The following is a 16,174-nucleotide window of genomic DNA, read 5'->3' as shown; positions in this document are numbered from 1 at the left end:
GCAGTTCTCGAATCTTACGGTTTTCAGGCAGGGAAGGCTGCGTCGGCCGGTCCTGCGTAATCTGCTTCTTCAGTCCGTTGCGTCTGTCGCGCTACTATGCCTCACCGATGCGCGGGCGTTTGCGGATTGCGCGCCGGCGAATCCCGGACCAGGAGGCACGGTGACGTGCTCCGGCGCCGACAATGACGGTTACCCGGCGCCGGTCAACACGCCAGTCACGATCAATGTCCAGAGCGGCGCATCGGTCGGCGGCAGCGGGGTCAATGTTTCTGGAACAGGTAACAGCTTCATCAACAATGACGGCTTCATCAATGGCGGCCCTTCATCCGTCGTGTTCAATGGAGTTGCTGGTTTTTCCAAGACGCTGACCAACAATGGGACGCTCAACACCGGCATCGTGGGGTCGGGCAACGGCATCATCGTCATCAACCACAACGGGGTGATCAACAGCGGAGGCATAACGATCACCGGGGCCGGCCAGAACACGCTGAACATCTTTGCCGGCAAGACTGTCAACGGTTTGGCGAATATTACAGGTGCGAGAAATTTCGTCGACAGCCAGGGAACGTTCAACGCCGGCCTGACGATGACCAGCACGGAGTTGAATTCGGTGATCATCCGCGCCGGCGGCGCGGTAAGCGGCACCTTCAGCCTCACCGGTCCTAACAATTTCATTGACAATTTCGGCACGTTCAACAGCGGCATAACGCTGACAGGTGACGGAATTAATCTTGTCGTCAACCGCCAATCCAGGGTGATGCAGGGAGTTACCAGCAACGGCTCGGCGAACGACTTTTTCTTCAATAACGGGACCATCAACCAAGCCGTCATGCTGGGCGATGGCGACGACGTTCTCATCAATCGCAGCACTGTGTCCAACGTCATCGATATGGCGCCGGCGAGGATGTATTCGACATGGCGGCCGGCACGGTCAACGGAAACGTGCTCTTGGGTTCGGGCGAGGATCAAGCGCTCATCCGAAACGGGACGATCACGAACACCGTTCAAGGACAGGATGGAGACGACCACGTCGTATGGACCGGTGGTGAGATCATCGGCCTCGACACGGGAGCCGACACCGACTTTGCTCATTTCATCGGCCTCACGCCAACCAACCTGAAGACCGGGCTTCCCGTCAATGGCGGGTCAGGATCGGATGATGTGCTGCTATGGACAAATACTGTCGGCGGCGACGTTGCTCGTTATACCAACTGGGAACGGTTTGAGCTTACCGATAGTTCCGAGCTGACGTTTGACAATTTCGCGACACTTACGCTGGGCGATGCCGGCACTGGGACCGGCGTGCTTTCCATTGACGAAACCAGCACGGTATTTGCCGGCAACGGCACGCATACGGTAGCGCCATCCACCAGCGGCCAACTCGTCACAGTCAACAATTGGGGCGCCATCGACCTCACGAACAACAACACAAATGTATCCGACAGGTTCGTCGTCGAGGGCAATTATGTCGGCCAAGGTGGAAATCTTAATCTGCAGACCTTCCTCGGCACCGATGCCTCTCCCTCCGATCGGCTGGTCATCGACAGCGGTCAGGGGAGCGGCTCGACAAACATTCTGGTGACCAATGTGGACGGGCCGGGCCAACTGACGGTCGCCAACGGTATCCTTGTGGTCGATGCGATGAACGGCGCCAACACCACTGCGGGCGCGTTTACGCTTGGCGGACCTGTTGCCGCCGGGCCGTTTGAATACCTGCTGTTTCGCGGAGGCGTGACGCCGTCGACGGAGACGGACAACGACTGGTTCCTGCGAAGCTCCAGGTCTTCGCCGTCACCGCCGCCGCCGCCGCCACCACCGCCACCGCCACCGCCACCGCCGCCGCCGCCACCGCCGCCACCGCCACCGCCGCCCATCCCGTTCGTGCGACCTGAGGTCCCTGGGCATATCATGGCGCCGCTTGTCGCCGAGCGGATGGGACTAATGACCATGGGCACTTTCCATCAACGGCGCGGCGATCAATCGCTTCTGATTGGAGACGGCGCCCTGGTGTATGGCGTTCCTGAACCGCAGGGCGCCGACGTGCCATCGGAGGGAGTCCGCCCGCCGCCCGCTATCTGGGGCCGCGTGTTCGGCGCCGAGAGCGACTTGGGTTCCGGTGCGAATGTGAGCGTCGTTGGCTTCGATATCGCACCGTCCTTCGATGGCAATTATTGGGGACTGCAGGCCGGCAGCGACCTCGTTGGCATTGAACATAGTAATGGCCATGTCGATCGCTTCGGGTTGTTCTATACGCACGCCGAGGCGTCCGGCGACATCAGCGGCAACGTGCTGGGCGGCTTGCAACTGTCGGCCGGCAGCCTCGATCTGAACGAAGACAGCATCGCCGGCTACTGGACCCATCTGTCGCCCGACGGCTGGTACGTTGATGTCGTCGCCAAATACGCCTGGCTCAACGGTTCCAGTGAATCGAACCGTGGCATCGGCGCCGATCTCGATGGCAACAGCATCGCCGCCTCGATCGAGACGGGGGTACCCTTCGTGATCGCCGACGGCTGGACGATCGAACCGCAGGCGCAGCTGATCTGGCAGCGCATCGACTTCGACGACAGCAGCGATCCGTTCTCCGAGATAAGACATGACGATTTCGACTCGTTGACCGGACGAGTGGGTGCGCGCCTGGAGTACAGTAGAGAGGCGCTGCTGGCGCATGCCGGCGTCAACCTGTGGCACGGCTTCTCGCAGGACCCGTCCGCCGTCACCTTCAACACCGTTCCGATACTGGTTGGGAGCGAAGGGACCTGGCTGGAGGTGCATGGAGGCGTGGCGTTTACGATCAGCGAAAATCTGTCCGCCTTCGGCGACGTCAGCTACAATTTCGATGTCGAAGACAGCGATCGCAATCTGTTCGGCGGCCAGATCGGACTCAAGGTGAGATGGTAAAGTCCCGCGGCTGGCCTTGACCGTCGCGTCGCCGGCGCAAAGGCTTGGCTTCGGCGACAAGGCCGCCTGCATCTGATCTGACGTGGTAAGCTCCTTTCATGAACCAGCTAATCGCCTATGTCATTGATGGACACGAACTGCGTATTCGGCCTGCGCCACTCGAGCGCCAGTGGATGGACGATAGCGACCAGCGTTTCGCCTATCGCTGCCTGCCGCTGAACATCGCCAATACGCATGGCTGGGAGATTTTGTGCACGGCCGCCTTTTCGGCGATCTGGGACGGCCGGAGAACCAACGATGCGATCCGCATCAAGGCAGAACCCGGGACGCCGCCGCCGGCGGTCAGCCATTTCGGCGGCGGCGTCCTGACGTTCCACATCCCTTGCCTTTTCCGGACTGATCCGGGTGTGGACCTGTTCGTAACCGGGCCGATCAATCGGCCCAAGGACGCGATCTTTGCACTGTCCGGGGTCATCGAGACGGACTGGTCGCCCTACACGTTCACCATGAACTGGCAGTTTACGCGACCCAATCAGCGCGTCCATTTCGAGGTCGACGAGCCATTCTGCCACCTGTTTCCGGTCAAGCGCGGCGAACTCGAAAATCTGCATCCGGCCGTCCGCTACCTCTCCGAAAATCCCGAACTCGAACGTGAGCACAAATTGTGGTCGCAGAGCCGCAACACGTTCAACGCCAGCCTTGCCGATCCAGCCTCGAAAGCCGCACAGGACCAATGGCAAAAAACATATTTCCGGGGCAAAGCGCCCTCGGGAAAGCCCGCTCCGGACGGACATCGCAGCCGCCTGCGGTTGCGGCCATTCGGAACGAAACGTTCATAATCAGGGTAGTCCTTCGATGCCGCGCCGAGCGAAAGTGCGGTCGAAAGCCGCCAGAGCAATCAGCGATGAACTTGAGAGGAGCCCGGCTCGGACGGTGTTTCAAGCAGAAGCGCAGCACCGTACCGGCAAAGCCGCGTGTCAATGTACCTGCGAGCGCTACTCGTCTTGAGTTATCCTGAACTGACACGAAACTGGCGTGCCCGGCTGACGGCATCATCGACCGCCGGGCGCCGTGATCGTAGTTCCGCATGAGGCGCGACTCCGCGCCCGGACAGGTCTGTGTTCCTTAAAAATCGACGAGAGGCGTGTCTGGCATCTGCTGCTCGAACAGGACCCAGAACGGCGATCCTCGGGTTTCAGCGTACCAGTGTTCGAAAGCCGCAATGGCCTCGTGAGCCTTGGCCGAAGATTCCTCCTCGCTCGATACTTCGGCGCGAAATACCGCCAGCGCTACCGGGCTGAAATGCATAATCACCTCCGATCGCGCCTCGCTGTCCAAGTTCCAGCCGAGGCGCGTGCGCAGGGCGGCAAACGCGCTCGCTACGGCGATCTCCTCGCTTTCGGCTGATGCCATAGCCTCGGCGATGGCCTGCATGAGATTGAGCCGCCTGAAGGCGAATGCGCGCTCCTCTTCGAGAGCCGCAATTCGCAGGGCGGCCTCCCGCCGGAAGCTTGCTTCAGCGGTTTTGGCGGCTTCGGCCGCCGTCTTCAGTTCACGGAGGAGCAATGCGGTCATTGTCATCGTCCTCAGGAGGATGGCGGAAGAGAGTGGGAGTCGAACCCACCAAGGACCGGCTCGCGGCCCCTCCCGGATTTGAAGTCCGGACGCCCCACCGGGGACGATGCTCCTCCAAAGGCTTCCGCCGTCGGCGGCCGGTCATCGGCCGGACAGCGAAACTGGTCCAGCCGATGCCGGTTGGGGCGGCGCAGATCGCCACGCCGCACGGTGACACCATGCCGATCGAGAAATTCGAGGATATGGATGGCGACCTTGCGGCCGCTACCGGCGCGATCGCGAAACTGGGCGGCGACGAACTGTCCGTCTGGCGTCGTTGCCGCAAGCTCGCGGATAATCTCGACGATCTCGGCCAGTGCGTTGCGCAGGAAAAAATGGTCATGGGCGATTTCGTGCACCTTCCCCATGCGGGCAGTAAGCTTCAAGAGCCTTCGAATCTCAGCTTCCGGCCCGGCAAGCATTTCGGCGATGTCGCGCACCCTCGGCGGATGGAAACGTTGCGGACCGCCGAGGAGCGGCTGGATTCGCAGCCAGAGGGACTCGTCCTTCGGCGCAAGCCGTACTTCATGGCCCGGAAGCCGTACCCAAGCGCCGTCGAGAGCCAGGTCACGGGTGCGCGACAGGTCACGCAGAACGGCGGCGAAAGCGGGGGTCGGAAGACGTGGATCGAGTTGAAGCCGCAGCCTTTCCATTCCGATGCCCGGCAGATCGGGGTTGTCGGCGTGGAAAGCCTCCAGCCTGGAGATCAAGGCACCTTTGAACGCCATCCATCGCTCCGGCAAGAACGCAAGCAGCATCTCTCCGACGGGAATACGAACGAGCCCGAGGCTCTCGATCAGGCTTTCCGTCTCGTCCGTGCCGAGCGCCCGATCACGCCCGAAAGTTTTCAGGTCGAGATAGTGGGGCGGCACGTCGAGGAGCGCGGCCGCGGCCTGCTCGGACAGCGGGATAGCGTGTGCCTCGAGCCGGGCAAGCCGTTCCAGTGTGCGGCGCTTGCGGCTGGGCGCCCTGAGGTCGAGAAAGCTTCCACCGCCGATGGTCCGCTGCGCCGAGGTGTCGCGCAGAACATAAGCGTCCCCGGCTGCTGCGGCGATCGGGCTGTCCAGCACCAGTTGCACCGTGGCCGCGCCGCCGGGCCTGACCGGTTCGTCGCCGAGGAGCACGATCCGCGCCCCGACCTCGGCTGCGGCATGATGCAGCCGCACCGGAAACCATTGGCAGATCGGTTTCGGTTCTGCAGGCAGAACGCGCAGCCTTGCGTCGATACGGTCCGTTGGCGCGTGAAGCTCCGGATCGAGTATCACGTCGCCACGTCGAATCGCCTCCTTGGTGATGCCTTCGCCAGCAAGGTTGAGCGCGCAGCGATCTCCCCCATTTCCGCGCTTGGCCGGCCGGTTCTGCGTATGGATAGACCGGACGCGCGCGGACAACCCCGGCGGACTGACCACGACGCTGTCGCCGATGCCCACCGAGCCTGACAGAACGGTGCCGGTGACAACGGTGCCGACGCCATGCAGCGTGAATGAGCGGTCGACCGCCAGTCTGAAGCGGCCCGAGGCCGCACGGCCGGCAAAGCGGGTCGCTTCCTGGAACAGGAGTTGCCGAAGAGCGTCGATGCCTTCGCCGGTGATGGAAGAGGCCGGAATTATTTCCGCCGCGGCGAGCGCTGTATCTGCGAGCGTGGCGTGTATCTCCGCCGCAATGGCAGCGCGTCGTGCCGTGTCGGCAAGGTCTGATTTTGAGAGCACGACAGTGCCGCGCTTGATGTCGAGCAAATCGACGATGGCGAGGTGCTCCCGCGTCTGCGGCATGACACCATCGTCAGCAGCTACGACCAGCAACGCGAAATCGATGCCGCTGGCTCCTGCGAGCATCGTGTGCACGAACCGTTCGTGACCCGGGACATCGACGAACCCGATAATGTCTCCGCTGGGCGCCGGCAGGTAGGCGAAGCCGAGATCGATCGTCATGCCGCGCGCTTTTTCTTCCAGGAGGCGGTCGGTGTCGACGCCGGTGAGTGCATGCACTAGCGCGGTTTTGCCATGGTCGACATGCCCAGCCGTGCCCACGATCATGGCGCGATCTCCGGCAATGGCGCGGCGGCGCGGCGCTCAGCCTCGGCGATTTCCTCAGTGCTGAGGGCGGCACGCGCTGTTGTCAAATAACGGGCTGCCAGCGGGCTGCCGCCCGCCTGGGCACGCAGCAACCACGCCAGCGCCTCAACCGCGTCCACGGGCACGCCCGCGCCAAGATGGCAGGCGGCGCCCAGCATCGCTTGGCCGTCCGCATCTCCGCGCGCGGCCGCGCTGCGCCACCACCGGACAGCTTCGGCCGGATCGCGCGGTACGCCGAGCGCGTTGTGATGGAGCATGCCGACCCGGGTCATCGCCGAGGCGATCCCCTGCCGGGCCGCTGCCTCGGCCCAGCGCCGCGCTTCCGCGACATCGGGATCAACCACCTCACCTTCGAGCAGCATCCAGCTCAGCATGTCCTGCGCCGGTCCGTCGCCTTGTTCCGCGGCGCTCCGATAGAGCTCGGCCGCACGCATGTAGTCTTGCTCGACGCCTTCGCCGCGGAAATAGAACGACGCGAGATTCCGCTGCCCGACCGGATCGTTGCCCTCCGCAGCAAGCGTCAGCCACCGGAAGGCAAGATCGGGGTCGCGCACAACGCCGAGCCCCTCGGCGAAGCAGGCGCCGATATTGTTCTGCGCGCGGGCCACACCGGCCTGGGCCAGCGGCTCCCAGATGGCGAGAGCCGTGGCATGGTCGCCTCGCCTGGCGGCTTCGAGGGCCGTGGCCATGCGTTCCGACACCGGCACTTCAGCTGGTTGGCGCGCAATGCGGTCAAGCCAGCGCATTGGCGCCTCCCGCATCGAGACCGGCGAGATTGGCGGTGAAACCGGCTTCGTCTTCAAGGCAGCGCAGATCGAGCGCCAACGTCTGGTTAGCGATGCGCCCTATCACCGGAACCGGCAGTGCACGCAGCGCGGCCGCGAGTGCCTCCAGCGCCTTTCCGCTCCCGGATCGCGGGCTGAGAGCGAGACCAGCGCTGGGCAGTGTTTCAAGCGGCAGCGCGCCTGATCCGATCTGGCTCCGGCACTCCACCACGTCGACTGTGAAGGCCTCGCCGAGAGCATCGGCAACCACGGGGCGAAGGTGCGCCGCCAGTGCTGCGATGTCGGCCGCCGGACGCGCCAGCAATCTCAGTGTCGGCAAGCGTCCCGCCAGGCGGTCGGGATCGCGATAGAGCTTGAGCGTCGCCTCGAGCGCGGCGAGGCGAAGTTTGTCGAGCCTGAGCGCCCGTTTCATCGGATTGCGGCCGAGCGCCGCGATCAGATCCTTGCGGCCGACGATGAAGCCCGCCTGAGGGCCCCCGAGCAGCTTGTCGCCGGAAAACGTAACGAGATCGGCGCCATCGGCGACCGCCTCGCGCACGGTCGGCTCGTGCCCGAGGCCGTAACGGGCGAGGTCGACGAGCGTGCCGGAGCCGAGATCATGGACCAGCGGCACACCGCGCGCTTTCGAGATCGAGGATAGTTCCCGCGCCGAAACCTCGGCCGTGAACCCCTCGACGCGGTAGTTCGACGTGTGCACCTTGAGGACAAGTCCGGTCTCTGCGCCGAGCGCTGCCGCATAATCCTTCGGATGCGTGCGGTTGGTTGTGCCGACCTCGACCAGCCTGGCGCCGGCGCGGGTCATGATGTCCGGCATTCGGAAGGAGCCGCCGATCTCGATCAGTTCACCGCGCGAGACGATAGCCTCTCGGCCAAGCGCGAATGTGTTGAGGACGAGAAGAACTGCCGCTGCGTTGTTGTTGACGACGGTTGCATCCTCGGCGCCGGTCAGTTCGCAGACAAGCGAGCGCAGATGATCGTCGCGCTCACCGCGCTCGCCCTTCTCGACATCAAATTCGAGGGCCACAGCCTCGCGCATGGCAGCGCGGATGGCCTCGATCGCCTCTTCTGCGAGAAGGGCACGGCCGAGATTGGTGTGCAGCACCGTTCCGGTCAGATTGAAGACGGGGCGCAGGGAGGAGCGTTCCCCGGCCTTGAGCTGCGCAAGCGCCTCGGCGGCTACATCGCTCGCTTCCGGCACGGCAGCGCCCGCAAGCCCGGCCGCGCGCGCATTAGCGAGCGCGTTGCGAACGGCATCCGTGACGGCGTGCCGCCCGAAGCGCTGGATCGCCGTCGCAGCGGGCGGTTCCCTCAGCACCTGATCGACCGATGGCAGATTGCGCAGGCGGCTTGCGGGCAACGCGGTCATCGCATCCTCAATAGCCGATCAGGAATGGATTGAACGATCCGCGCCGATAGCCGCCTTCGCGCACGAGCAGATCGAGGCCGAGCGTCGCGACATCGTCGGCGACCGGGTCGAGCGCCGGATCCTTGTGCTGATGCAGGATCTTGACGTAGCAGCCGCATGCCTCGCAGGTTTCGGCCTTCACCGTGCCCGGACCGCCTTCGATTTCCTGATAGCCTATCCCCTTGGTCGAACCGCACAGGGTGCATTTGATACGCACGTAATTCCACAATGTCCCGCAGAGCGAGCAGGCGCAAAACCGCGCGCCGTGGGCGCCTTGCCAGCCGACGATTATGGAGGACACTGGTGGGCCGCCGCAGACAGGGCATGCTCCATCGCCAACGGGAACCAGCGCGGCGGCATCGAGCCATCCGGCAAGGCGGGTGAAGTGAACCTGCAGCGCGGCCGCGACATAGACATGCTCGGCCAGAGCTTCCATTGGGATCGCATCGGCGAGCACGTTGCGCACCATGCCGTCGCGTTCGGAAGGCCCGGCCTGTTTCAGCCGTTCGAGCGCCCCTGTCGCCACTTCCGGCTTCTCGACCTTCGATGCCGCAACAATCAGCCGTTCGAGCGTTTCGGCAAGCGCCGCAGTGGCGGGTCTGTTACGATCGAGCGGCGGCATGCCGAAAGAGCGTGCTCGCTCGCGTGCGTCGATGTCCGGCGCTGCAGGATCGGGCAACCCGTCCCGGATATGGTGCTGGGCGTTGCTCAGGGCGGCAAGGAAGCGAAGATATGGGCCGAGTTGATGTCCTTCAGCCAGCGCAGCGAGCCGTTGCGCGCGGCGCGCGAACAGAATTGACGGGTCAGGCAGTCGAGCGAAGGGTGGCGCCGAAACTTCGCCGATAGCGGTAGGGTCGGAACCGGCTGGAACGATTTGTCTCGGCATTCAAACCTCACGAACCGCACGGGCCACGTGGTTGCGCCTGACCAGCGCATAGATCAAAGCGGTACTTAGGGCGGCGTGATCGAAAGTCATCCCGCCGGCGCCTGCTCTATTCGGCGGGCTTCGATCCCGATCCTTCTTTCGATCTCATCGTGACGAGCTCCCGCAGCCACTTGCGATGGTGCCGCCAGGCCCAGCCTCCGGTTACCGAGCCGCGGATCATCGCGGGGATCGTGCCGCGCACCCAGATCGCGGAATAGAAGTGGATGATCCACACGCCGATGATAGCGACTGCTGCGACGGCGTGGACGAGGAGCGCCACCCGTTGCTGACCGAGCGTGGTGTACGCGGAGAAGTACTGCTCCCAGATCACAAGTCCGCTCGAGATCAGAACGATGATCAGGATCGACATCGCCCAGAATACGAACTTCTGGCCTGCATTGTACTTGCCAACCTCGGGGACGTTCTCCTCGTGATTGGCCAGCACGTCGCGAAAGCGGGCAAGCCACGTCCCGTCCTCGCGTTTCCAGAGATTGGCCTTCCAGAAGCGAAGAAACAGTCCGAAGAAGCTGAAGAAGAGCAGGACGCCGATCCAGGGATGGATGAAACGCGTGAACTGGCCGCCGCCGAACAGGCCGGACAGGAAAAACAGGCTCGGATGAAACAGCGCCAGCCCGGACAGGGCAAGCAGGATCAGGCTCGCCGCCGTGATCCAGTGATTGATGCGCGCGCCCACCGTGTACCGGTCCACCACAACGGGCTTGCCGGGGTGAACCTTCTCGCTTGGTCCGACATCATACGCGGCCATGACCGTCACCTTCCGTCAACTCTTCGGCGTGCTCCTCGTCATCTTCCGTGACCCTGTTCGGTCCCATGATCAGATGATGCAGGACGCCGACGCCGGCCGCGACGCCAAGCACGGTCAGGCCGGCATATTTGGTGATGCCCTTCCACGCCTCCACCAGTGGGCTGATCCTCGGCTCCCTCGGCAGGCCGGAATAGAGTTCCGGCTGGTCGGCATGATGCAATACATACATCACATGCGTCCCGCCGACACCGGGCGGATCGTAGAGGCCGGCATTGGCATAGCCCCGTGATTTCAGGTCGGTGATCCGGCCCTCGGCGTGCTGCTTCATCTCATCTTTCGTGCCGAAGACGATCGCCTGCGTCGGGCATGCCTTGGCGCAGGCCGGCCCCTGGCCGACCGCGATGCGGTCCGAACAGAGCGTGCATTTGTATGCCGTGTTGTCGACGCGCGAGATGCGCGGGATGTTGAAGGGGCAACCCTTGATGCAGTAGCCGCAGCCGATGCAGTTCTCGTGGACGAAATCGACGATGCCGTTCGAGTACTGAACGATCGCGCCCGGCGCCGGGCAGGCCTTGAGGCAGCCCGGATCGGCGCAATGCATGCAGCCGTCCTTGCGGATCAGCCATTCGAGCTCGTTCGTCTCCGGGTTTTCCCACTCGCTGAAGCGCATCAGCGTGAACATGTCCGGCGTCAGGTCGGGCGGATTCTCGAAGACGCCGGCGAAGACGCCGACCTCCTCATGCGTGTCGTTCCACTCGATGCAGGCTGTCTGGCATGCCTTGCAGCCGATGCATTTCGAGACGTCGATGAGTTTCGCGACTTCAGTCAGCTGCTGCTCCGGAGCGGGGACCGTCGATGCCGATCGGCGGATGAGGTCCTTCTCGGAGAAACGCGGCGCCACATCCGTGGTCGAAGGATTTGGGATTGGAGGAAACATCTTCTCGCCTCCCTATGCCACCGGCCCCGGTGCGGGCTCGATGTTGACCAGGAACGCCTTGTACTCCGGCGTCTCGATATTGGCGTCACCGACATAGGGCGTCAGCATGTTCGGGCCGAAGCCTTTCTTCGCCGCGCCGGTGAAACCCCAGTGGAGCGGTATGCCGACGATATGGACGGTCTTGCCGTCGCAGGTGAGCGGCCTGATCCGCTTGGTCACCATGGCTTTCCCGGTGATGGAGCCGCGCTTCGACCAGACGCGCACCCAGCCGCCCTTGGTGATGCCCTTTTCCGCCGCAAGCTGTTCCGAGATTTCCACGAAGAACTCCGGCTGCATCACGGCATTGACGATCACGTGCTTGGTCCAGAAATGGAAATGCTCGGTCAGGCGGTAGGAGGTCGCCGCATAGGGGAACTCCGGCGAAGCCGCCTCGGCGAATTGCGCCAGGTCGCCCTCGAACACCCGCGCTGCGGGATTGCCGCGAACATTGGGAGCAACCGGGTTGGCGATGGGCGATTCGAACGGCTCGTAATGCGCCGGGAACGGCCCGTCGCGCATCATGCCCCGAACGAAGAGGCGCGACACGCCTTCCGGGTTCATGATGAACGGGCCGACCTGATCCGGCTTCGCCGTCGGCGCGATGTCGGGGACGTCGTAGCCCGACCATTTCGCACCGTCCCATTCGATAACCTTTCGGGTCGGATCCCAGGCCTTCCCGGCGAGGTTCGCCGAGGCCCTGTTGTAGAGGATGCGGCGATTGGCGGGCCACGAGAACGCCCATTTCGAATAAGCACCGGTTTCGTCCGGGTCGGCCGTATCCCGCCGGGCCATGTTGTTGCCGTTCTCGTTGAAGCAGCCGGAATAGATCCAGCAGCCGCAGGATGTGGAGCCGTCGTCGCGCAGCGCGGCGAAGCCCGGCAGCAGCTTCCCGGCCTCCGCCAGCACCTTCGTCGGATCGGCTGTATCCGTCACTCTGGCCAAGGCCCGGCCGTTGATCTCCTGGGCGATTTCCTCGGCTTTCGGATCGCCTGGATCGGCGTAAGGCCATTCGAGATTGAGGATCGGGTCAGGAAAAGCGCCGCCTTCCTGGCGGTAGAGTTCCTTCAGGCGCAGGTGAATCTGCGCCATGATCCAGGTGTCGCGCCTAGCCTCGCCGGGCGGCGTCCCACCGGCCCAGTGCCATTGCAGCCAGCGTCCAGAATTTGTGAGCGAGCCGTCATCCTCTGCGAAGCACGTCGACGGCAGTTCGATGACCTCGGTCTGGATCGTCGCCGGGTCGACATCGTTGTATTCGCCGTGGTTTTCCCAGAACCGCGCCGTCTCGGTCGCAAGCGGATCCATGACGACCAGGAATTTGAGCTTGGAGAGCGAGGCGGTGATCTTCTGCCTGTTGGGGAATGACTGCAGCGGGTTGAAGCCCTGGCAGAGATATCCGTTGATCTTGCCCTGGTGCATCATGTCGAATGCACGCAGCACGTCGTAACCAGGCAGGTCGAGCTTCGGCAGATAGTCATAGGCGAAGTCGTTTTCCGGCGTCGCAGCCGAACCCCACATCGACTTCTGGAAGCTGACGAAGAACTTCCTGTAGTTCTGCCAGTAGCTCATTTGGTTCGGCCGGAGCGGCTTGAAGCCGCGGGTCGACATGTAGGCGGCGAGGTCCGGCTCCTTCTGCGTCGGCAGCGTGAGATAGCCCGGCAGCAGGTTCGACATCAGCCCGACATCGGTCAGCCCCTGGATGTTGGAGTGACCGCGAAGTGCGTTCATGCCGCCGCCGCGAATGCCGATATTGCCCAGAATAAGCTGCAGCATCGCCATGGCGCGGATGTTCTGCGAACCCTTCGAGTGCTGCGTCCAGCCGAGGGCGTACATCGAGGTCATCGCCTTTTCAGGCGACGAGCATTCCGCGATCATCTCCGCCACCTTCAGGTACCTGTCCTTCGGCGTGCCGCAGATGCGCTCGACCATTTCCGGCGTGTAGACGGAGACGTGGTTCTTCAGAAGATTCCAGACACAGCGCGGGTTCTGCAAGGTATCGTCGACGACGGCAAAACCGTCCGCGCCGATATCGTAGTCCCAGGTGGACTTGTCGTAGTCGCGCTTCGCCTCGTCATAACCGGAGAAGAGGCCGTCCTGGTATGTAAAGCCCTCCTTCACGACATAGCCGGCATTGGTAAATGCCTTTACGTAGTCCCGCTGCACCTTGTCGTTCTGAATGCAGTAGTTGATCAGGCCGAGCAGGAAAGCGATGTCTGTTCCCTGGCGGATCGGCGCGTAGACATCCGACACCGAAGCCGAGCGCGTAAAGCGCGGGTCGATGACGATGAGCTTGGCGCCGCGGTTTGCCTTGGCTTCTGTAACCCATTTGAAGCCGCACGGGTGCGCCTCGGCGGCATTGCCGCCCATGATGACGACGAGATCGGTGTTCTTGATGTCCGTCCAGGAATTCGTCATTGCTCCACGGCCGAATGTTGGGGCGAGACTCGCCACCGTCGGGCCGTGTCAGACACGCGCCTGGTTGTCGAACACCAGCATTCCCGTGCTTCGGACCACCTTGTAGGTCTCGAACGCGGTTTCGTTTGTCGTCGCCGACGCGGCGAGGAAGCCGGTTGTGAGCCAGCGGTTGACCGTCACGCCGTCATTGTTCGTCGCGACGAAATTCTGGTCGCGGTCGTCCTTCATCAAGCGGGCGACGCGGTCGAGTGCATCTTCCCAGGAGATCGGCTCGAACTTGTCAGATCCCGGCTTGCGGATCATCGGCTGCTGCAGCCTGGTCGGAGCCTTGACGAAGCCGAGCAGGGCCGAACCTTTGGGGCATAAGGTGCCGCGGTTGGTCGGGTGATCGGTATCACCCTCGATGTGAGTGATTTCGGCCTGTTCGCCCTTCCTGAGGTCGCCCTTCGAATACAGGATCACGCCGCAAGCAACGGAGCAGTACGGGCAGGTGTTGCGCGTCTCGGTCGTGTTCGCGAGCTTGAAGGGCCGTATCGCCGCCGCGTGCGCAGCTTCGATATCGCCGAAGCCGAAGGCCCCGAGCGTCGTGCCCGCCAGACCCGCGCCTGCCGTCTGCAGAAACGCGCGTCGCGAGAGTTCGATATTCATTGAATTTTCTCCCGAAGCCGATGCCCCGAAGGACATCCCGAACCAAGAGTACCGGGCTATTTTCGAACCGAATCAAATCAATGTCAAACAACGGATGCGTGCGGCGGCAGCAAAGGCCCGTATTTGAGCATTGCGTACAATAGCGGATCTCGTATTATACTTGAAAATCATTCTCATGTTTTCGGGTGAGGCGGTCCGATTGACGCTCGCCAAAGGGTCGTCCTACAGTGAGGCGTGGTGTTGGAGACGGCTCCCGCGTGCCGGGGCGCTTTTCGAGCGAGGATTAATGGAGGCGATGTCACGCGCTCCATCGCCGAGCGTACGTCTCGCCCATCGTCTTCCCAATCGTGCCGCCAAGGCAGATCCGCACAGTTTGCACCGTCACTGGTGATTTCTTCGTTCCGGCTACTCGCCACAAGACGCAGCAGGCGTCCGCCTGGATGCGGGTCATCCGAAGCGTTCATTCGGCATTCCAAGGAGCCCTGAACCATGGCAACCGCCCTCATGACAGAAATCGCCGACGCGCCTGCTGTGCGCCTGACCAGCCTCGCCCATGGTGGCGGCTGCGGCTGCAAGCTGGCGCCGTCCGTGCTCCAGCAACTTCTCGCTGATCAGGTAGAGGTCAATCCTTTTCGGCACCTTCTTGTCGGCACCGAGACCGGCGATGACGCCGCCGTCTGGCAGCTTGACGAAGACACCTGCGTCATCGCGACCACGGACTTCTTCATGCCCATGGTGGACGACCCGTATGATTTCGGCCGGATCGCGGCGACGAACGCGATCTCCGACGTCTATGCCATGGGCGGGCGGCCGATCATGGCGCTGGCTATCCTCGGCATGCCTCTTGATAAGATCTCCACCGATATGGTCCGTCGGATTTTGCAGGGCGGCAAGGCGGTCTGCGCAACAGCCGGAATCCCTGTCGCCGGCGGCCACTCGATCGACTCACCTGAGCCCATCTATGGCCTCGCCGTGGTCGGCACATGCCGGCCGAAGGACGTCCGGCGCAATTCGGGCGCAAAGCCGGGCGATGCCTTGATTCTGACGAAAGCTCTCGGCGTCGGTATCTATTCCGCCGCCATCAAAAAAGAGGCGCTTTCCGAGAGCGGCTATGCCGAACTGATCGCCTCGACAACTCTCCTCAACCGGATCGGATCGGAGCTTGCGCAGGACCCGAACGTCCATGCGATCACCGATGTGACCGGTTTCGGGTTGCTCGGACATGCGCTCGAAATGGCGCGAGGTTCCGGCTGCGCTCTCGTCATTCGGGAATCCGATGTTCCCCTCTTTTCCGAAGCAGCTTCGCTTGCTTGTGATGGTTATGTCACCGGCGCATCGCGGCGCAACTGGGCGAGCTATGGCGAAGCGGTGATGCTGCCTCCGGACATGCTGGAATGGCGCCGCCATCTTCTCACCGATCCGCAGACGTCGGGCGGGTTGCTGATCGCCTGCGAACGCGTCGGCGCAACGGCGCTGGTCGAGAAGATTATCGCGGATGGTTATCCGTCAGCCCGACTGGTGGGCCATGTGGAACTCGGTCTGTCTTCCATAACAGTCCAGTGAACGAACCCGCTCGCATTGAGCGCTGCGGTGGCGGAGTGTGGCATGACCGGCGTTGTCCGCGACCGCGCGGGACTGGACATGCTTCGGATAAGAGGAGCGGTGCA

Annotated in this window: 11 protein-coding genes, 1 tRNA gene and 1 pseudogene; 3 read left to right on the top strand and 10 right to left on the bottom strand. The window is 63.0% G+C overall.

Annotated elements, in window-relative coordinates:
- Positions 1-189: 189 nt before the first annotated feature.
- Positions 190-1,092 (bottom strand): hypothetical protein, encoded by a 903-nt coding sequence (locus G6N73_RS24075; RefSeq protein WP_165032262.1) that lies wholly within the window; start codon positions 1,090-1,092, stop codon positions 190-192.
- 69 nt (positions 1,093-1,161) lie between these two features.
- On the opposite strand from G6N73_RS24075, the gene G6N73_RS24070 reads away from it, so the two are divergent.
- Both G6N73_RS24070 and G6N73_RS24065 read left to right on the top strand, forming a co-directional pair.
- The gene (locus G6N73_RS24070; RefSeq protein WP_165032260.1) at positions 1,162-2,901 is read left to right on the top strand and encodes an autotransporter outer membrane beta-barrel domain-containing protein; all 1,740 of its coding nucleotides are present in this window, start codon (positions 1,162-1,164) and stop codon (positions 2,899-2,901) included.
- A 98-nt stretch (positions 2,902-2,999) separates the two neighbouring features.
- Positions 3,000-3,740, top strand: a complete 741-nt coding sequence (locus G6N73_RS24065) for a DUF6065 family protein (RefSeq protein WP_165032258.1) — start codon at positions 3,000-3,002, stop codon at positions 3,738-3,740.
- Between the two features lie 286 nt (positions 3,741-4,026).
- Here the strand turns inward: G6N73_RS24065 and G6N73_RS24060 are convergent, their stop codons facing one another.
- From G6N73_RS24060 to fdnG, 9 genes and pseudogenes are all read right to left on the bottom strand, one after another.
- Positions 4,027-4,476: a hypothetical protein gene (locus G6N73_RS24060; protein WP_165032256.1), complete on the bottom strand. Its 450-nt coding sequence runs from the start codon at positions 4,474-4,476 to the stop codon at positions 4,027-4,029.
- 20 nt (positions 4,477-4,496) lie between these two features.
- A tRNA-Sec gene (locus G6N73_RS24055) sits at positions 4,497-4,592 on the bottom strand.
- A gap of 126 nt (positions 4,593-4,718) precedes the next feature.
- A pseudogene (gene selB, locus G6N73_RS24050) lies at positions 4,719-6,551 on the bottom strand (selenocysteine-specific translation elongation factor); the annotation flags it as partial.
- Positions 6,548-7,336, bottom strand: coding sequence for a tetratricopeptide repeat protein (locus G6N73_RS24045; RefSeq protein WP_165032253.1), 789 nt, complete (start codon positions 7,334-7,336; stop codon positions 6,548-6,550). The gene G6N73_RS24045 and the pseudogene selB, both read right to left, overlap by 4 nt.
- Positions 7,323-8,741 carry an L-seryl-tRNA(Sec) selenium transferase gene (gene selA / locus G6N73_RS24040; RefSeq protein ID WP_165032251.1) on the bottom strand — a complete coding sequence of 473 codons (1,419 nt, stop codon included), beginning with the start codon at positions 8,739-8,741 and terminating at the stop codon, positions 7,323-7,325. Before selA ends, G6N73_RS24045 begins: the two co-directional genes overlap by 14 nt.
- A gap of 7 nt (positions 8,742-8,748) precedes the next feature.
- Complete coding sequence (fdhE, locus tag G6N73_RS24035; RefSeq protein WP_165032249.1) at positions 8,749-9,666, bottom strand: formate dehydrogenase accessory protein FdhE; 918 nt, start codon at positions 9,664-9,666, stop codon at positions 8,749-8,751.
- Positions 9,667-9,772: 106 nt separating this feature from the next.
- Positions 9,773-10,471, bottom strand: coding sequence for a formate dehydrogenase subunit gamma (locus G6N73_RS24030; protein WP_165032247.1), 699 nt, complete (start codon positions 10,469-10,471; stop codon positions 9,773-9,775).
- The gene (gene fdxH, locus G6N73_RS24025; protein ID WP_165032245.1) at positions 10,458-11,408 is read right to left on the bottom strand and encodes a formate dehydrogenase subunit beta; all 951 of its coding nucleotides are present in this window, start codon (positions 11,406-11,408) and stop codon (positions 10,458-10,460) included. The genes G6N73_RS24030 and fdxH overlap by 14 nt, the downstream gene beginning before the upstream one ends.
- Positions 11,409-11,420: 12 nt before the next feature.
- Positions 11,421-14,507, bottom strand: a complete 3,087-nt coding sequence (gene fdnG / locus G6N73_RS24020) for a formate dehydrogenase-N subunit alpha (protein ID WP_165032243.1) — start codon at positions 14,505-14,507, stop codon at positions 11,421-11,423.
- Between the two features lie 489 nt (positions 14,508-14,996).
- Here fdnG and selD point away from each other — a divergent pair, with 489 nt between their 5' ends.
- The gene (selD, locus tag G6N73_RS24015) at positions 14,997-16,070 is read left to right on the top strand and encodes a selenide, water dikinase SelD (protein WP_246252507.1); all 1,074 of its coding nucleotides are present in this window, start codon (positions 14,997-14,999) and stop codon (positions 16,068-16,070) included.
- Positions 16,071-16,174: the final 104 nt, after the last annotated feature.

This window comes from Allomesorhizobium camelthorni (assembly GCF_011045125.1).
In the GTDB taxonomy this organism is placed as follows: domain Bacteria; phylum Pseudomonadota; class Alphaproteobacteria; order Rhizobiales; family Rhizobiaceae; genus Allomesorhizobium; species Allomesorhizobium camelthorni.
The sequence above is the reverse complement of the archived record's forward strand: the minus strand, read 5'-3'. Positions and strand labels throughout refer to the sequence as shown.

Bases quoted from the DNA above. Each gene is read 5' to 3' on its own strand.
- G6N73_RS24075 (WP_165032262.1), bottom strand. From the start codon at position 1,092: ATGAGCAAAGTCGGTGTCGGCTCCCGTGTCGAGGCCGATGATCTCACC.
- G6N73_RS24065 (WP_165032258.1), top strand. From the start codon at position 3,000: ATGAACCAGCTAATCGCCTATGTCATTGATGGACACGAACTGCGTATT.
- G6N73_RS24060 (WP_165032256.1), bottom strand. From the start codon at position 4,476: ATGACCGCATTGCTCCTCCGTGAACTGAAGACGGCGGCCGAAGCCGCC.
- G6N73_RS24045 (WP_165032253.1), bottom strand. From the start codon at position 7,336: ATGCGCTGGCTTGACCGCATTGCGCGCCAACCAGCTGAAGTGCCGGTG.
- selA (WP_165032251.1), bottom strand. From the start codon at position 8,741: ATGACCGCGTTGCCCGCAAGCCGCCTGCGCAATCTGCCATCGGTCGAT.
- fdhE (WP_165032249.1), bottom strand. From the start codon at position 9,666: ATGCCGAGACAAATCGTTCCAGCCGGTTCCGACCCTACCGCTATCGGC.
- G6N73_RS24030 (WP_165032247.1), bottom strand. From the start codon at position 10,471: ATGGCCGCGTATGATGTCGGACCAAGCGAGAAGGTTCACCCCGGCAAG.
- fdxH (WP_165032245.1), bottom strand. From the start codon at position 11,408: ATGTTTCCTCCAATCCCAAATCCTTCGACCACGGATGTGGCGCCGCGT.
- selD (WP_246252507.1), top strand. From the start codon at position 14,997: ATGGCAACCGCCCTCATGACAGAAATCGCCGACGCGCCTGCTGTGCGC.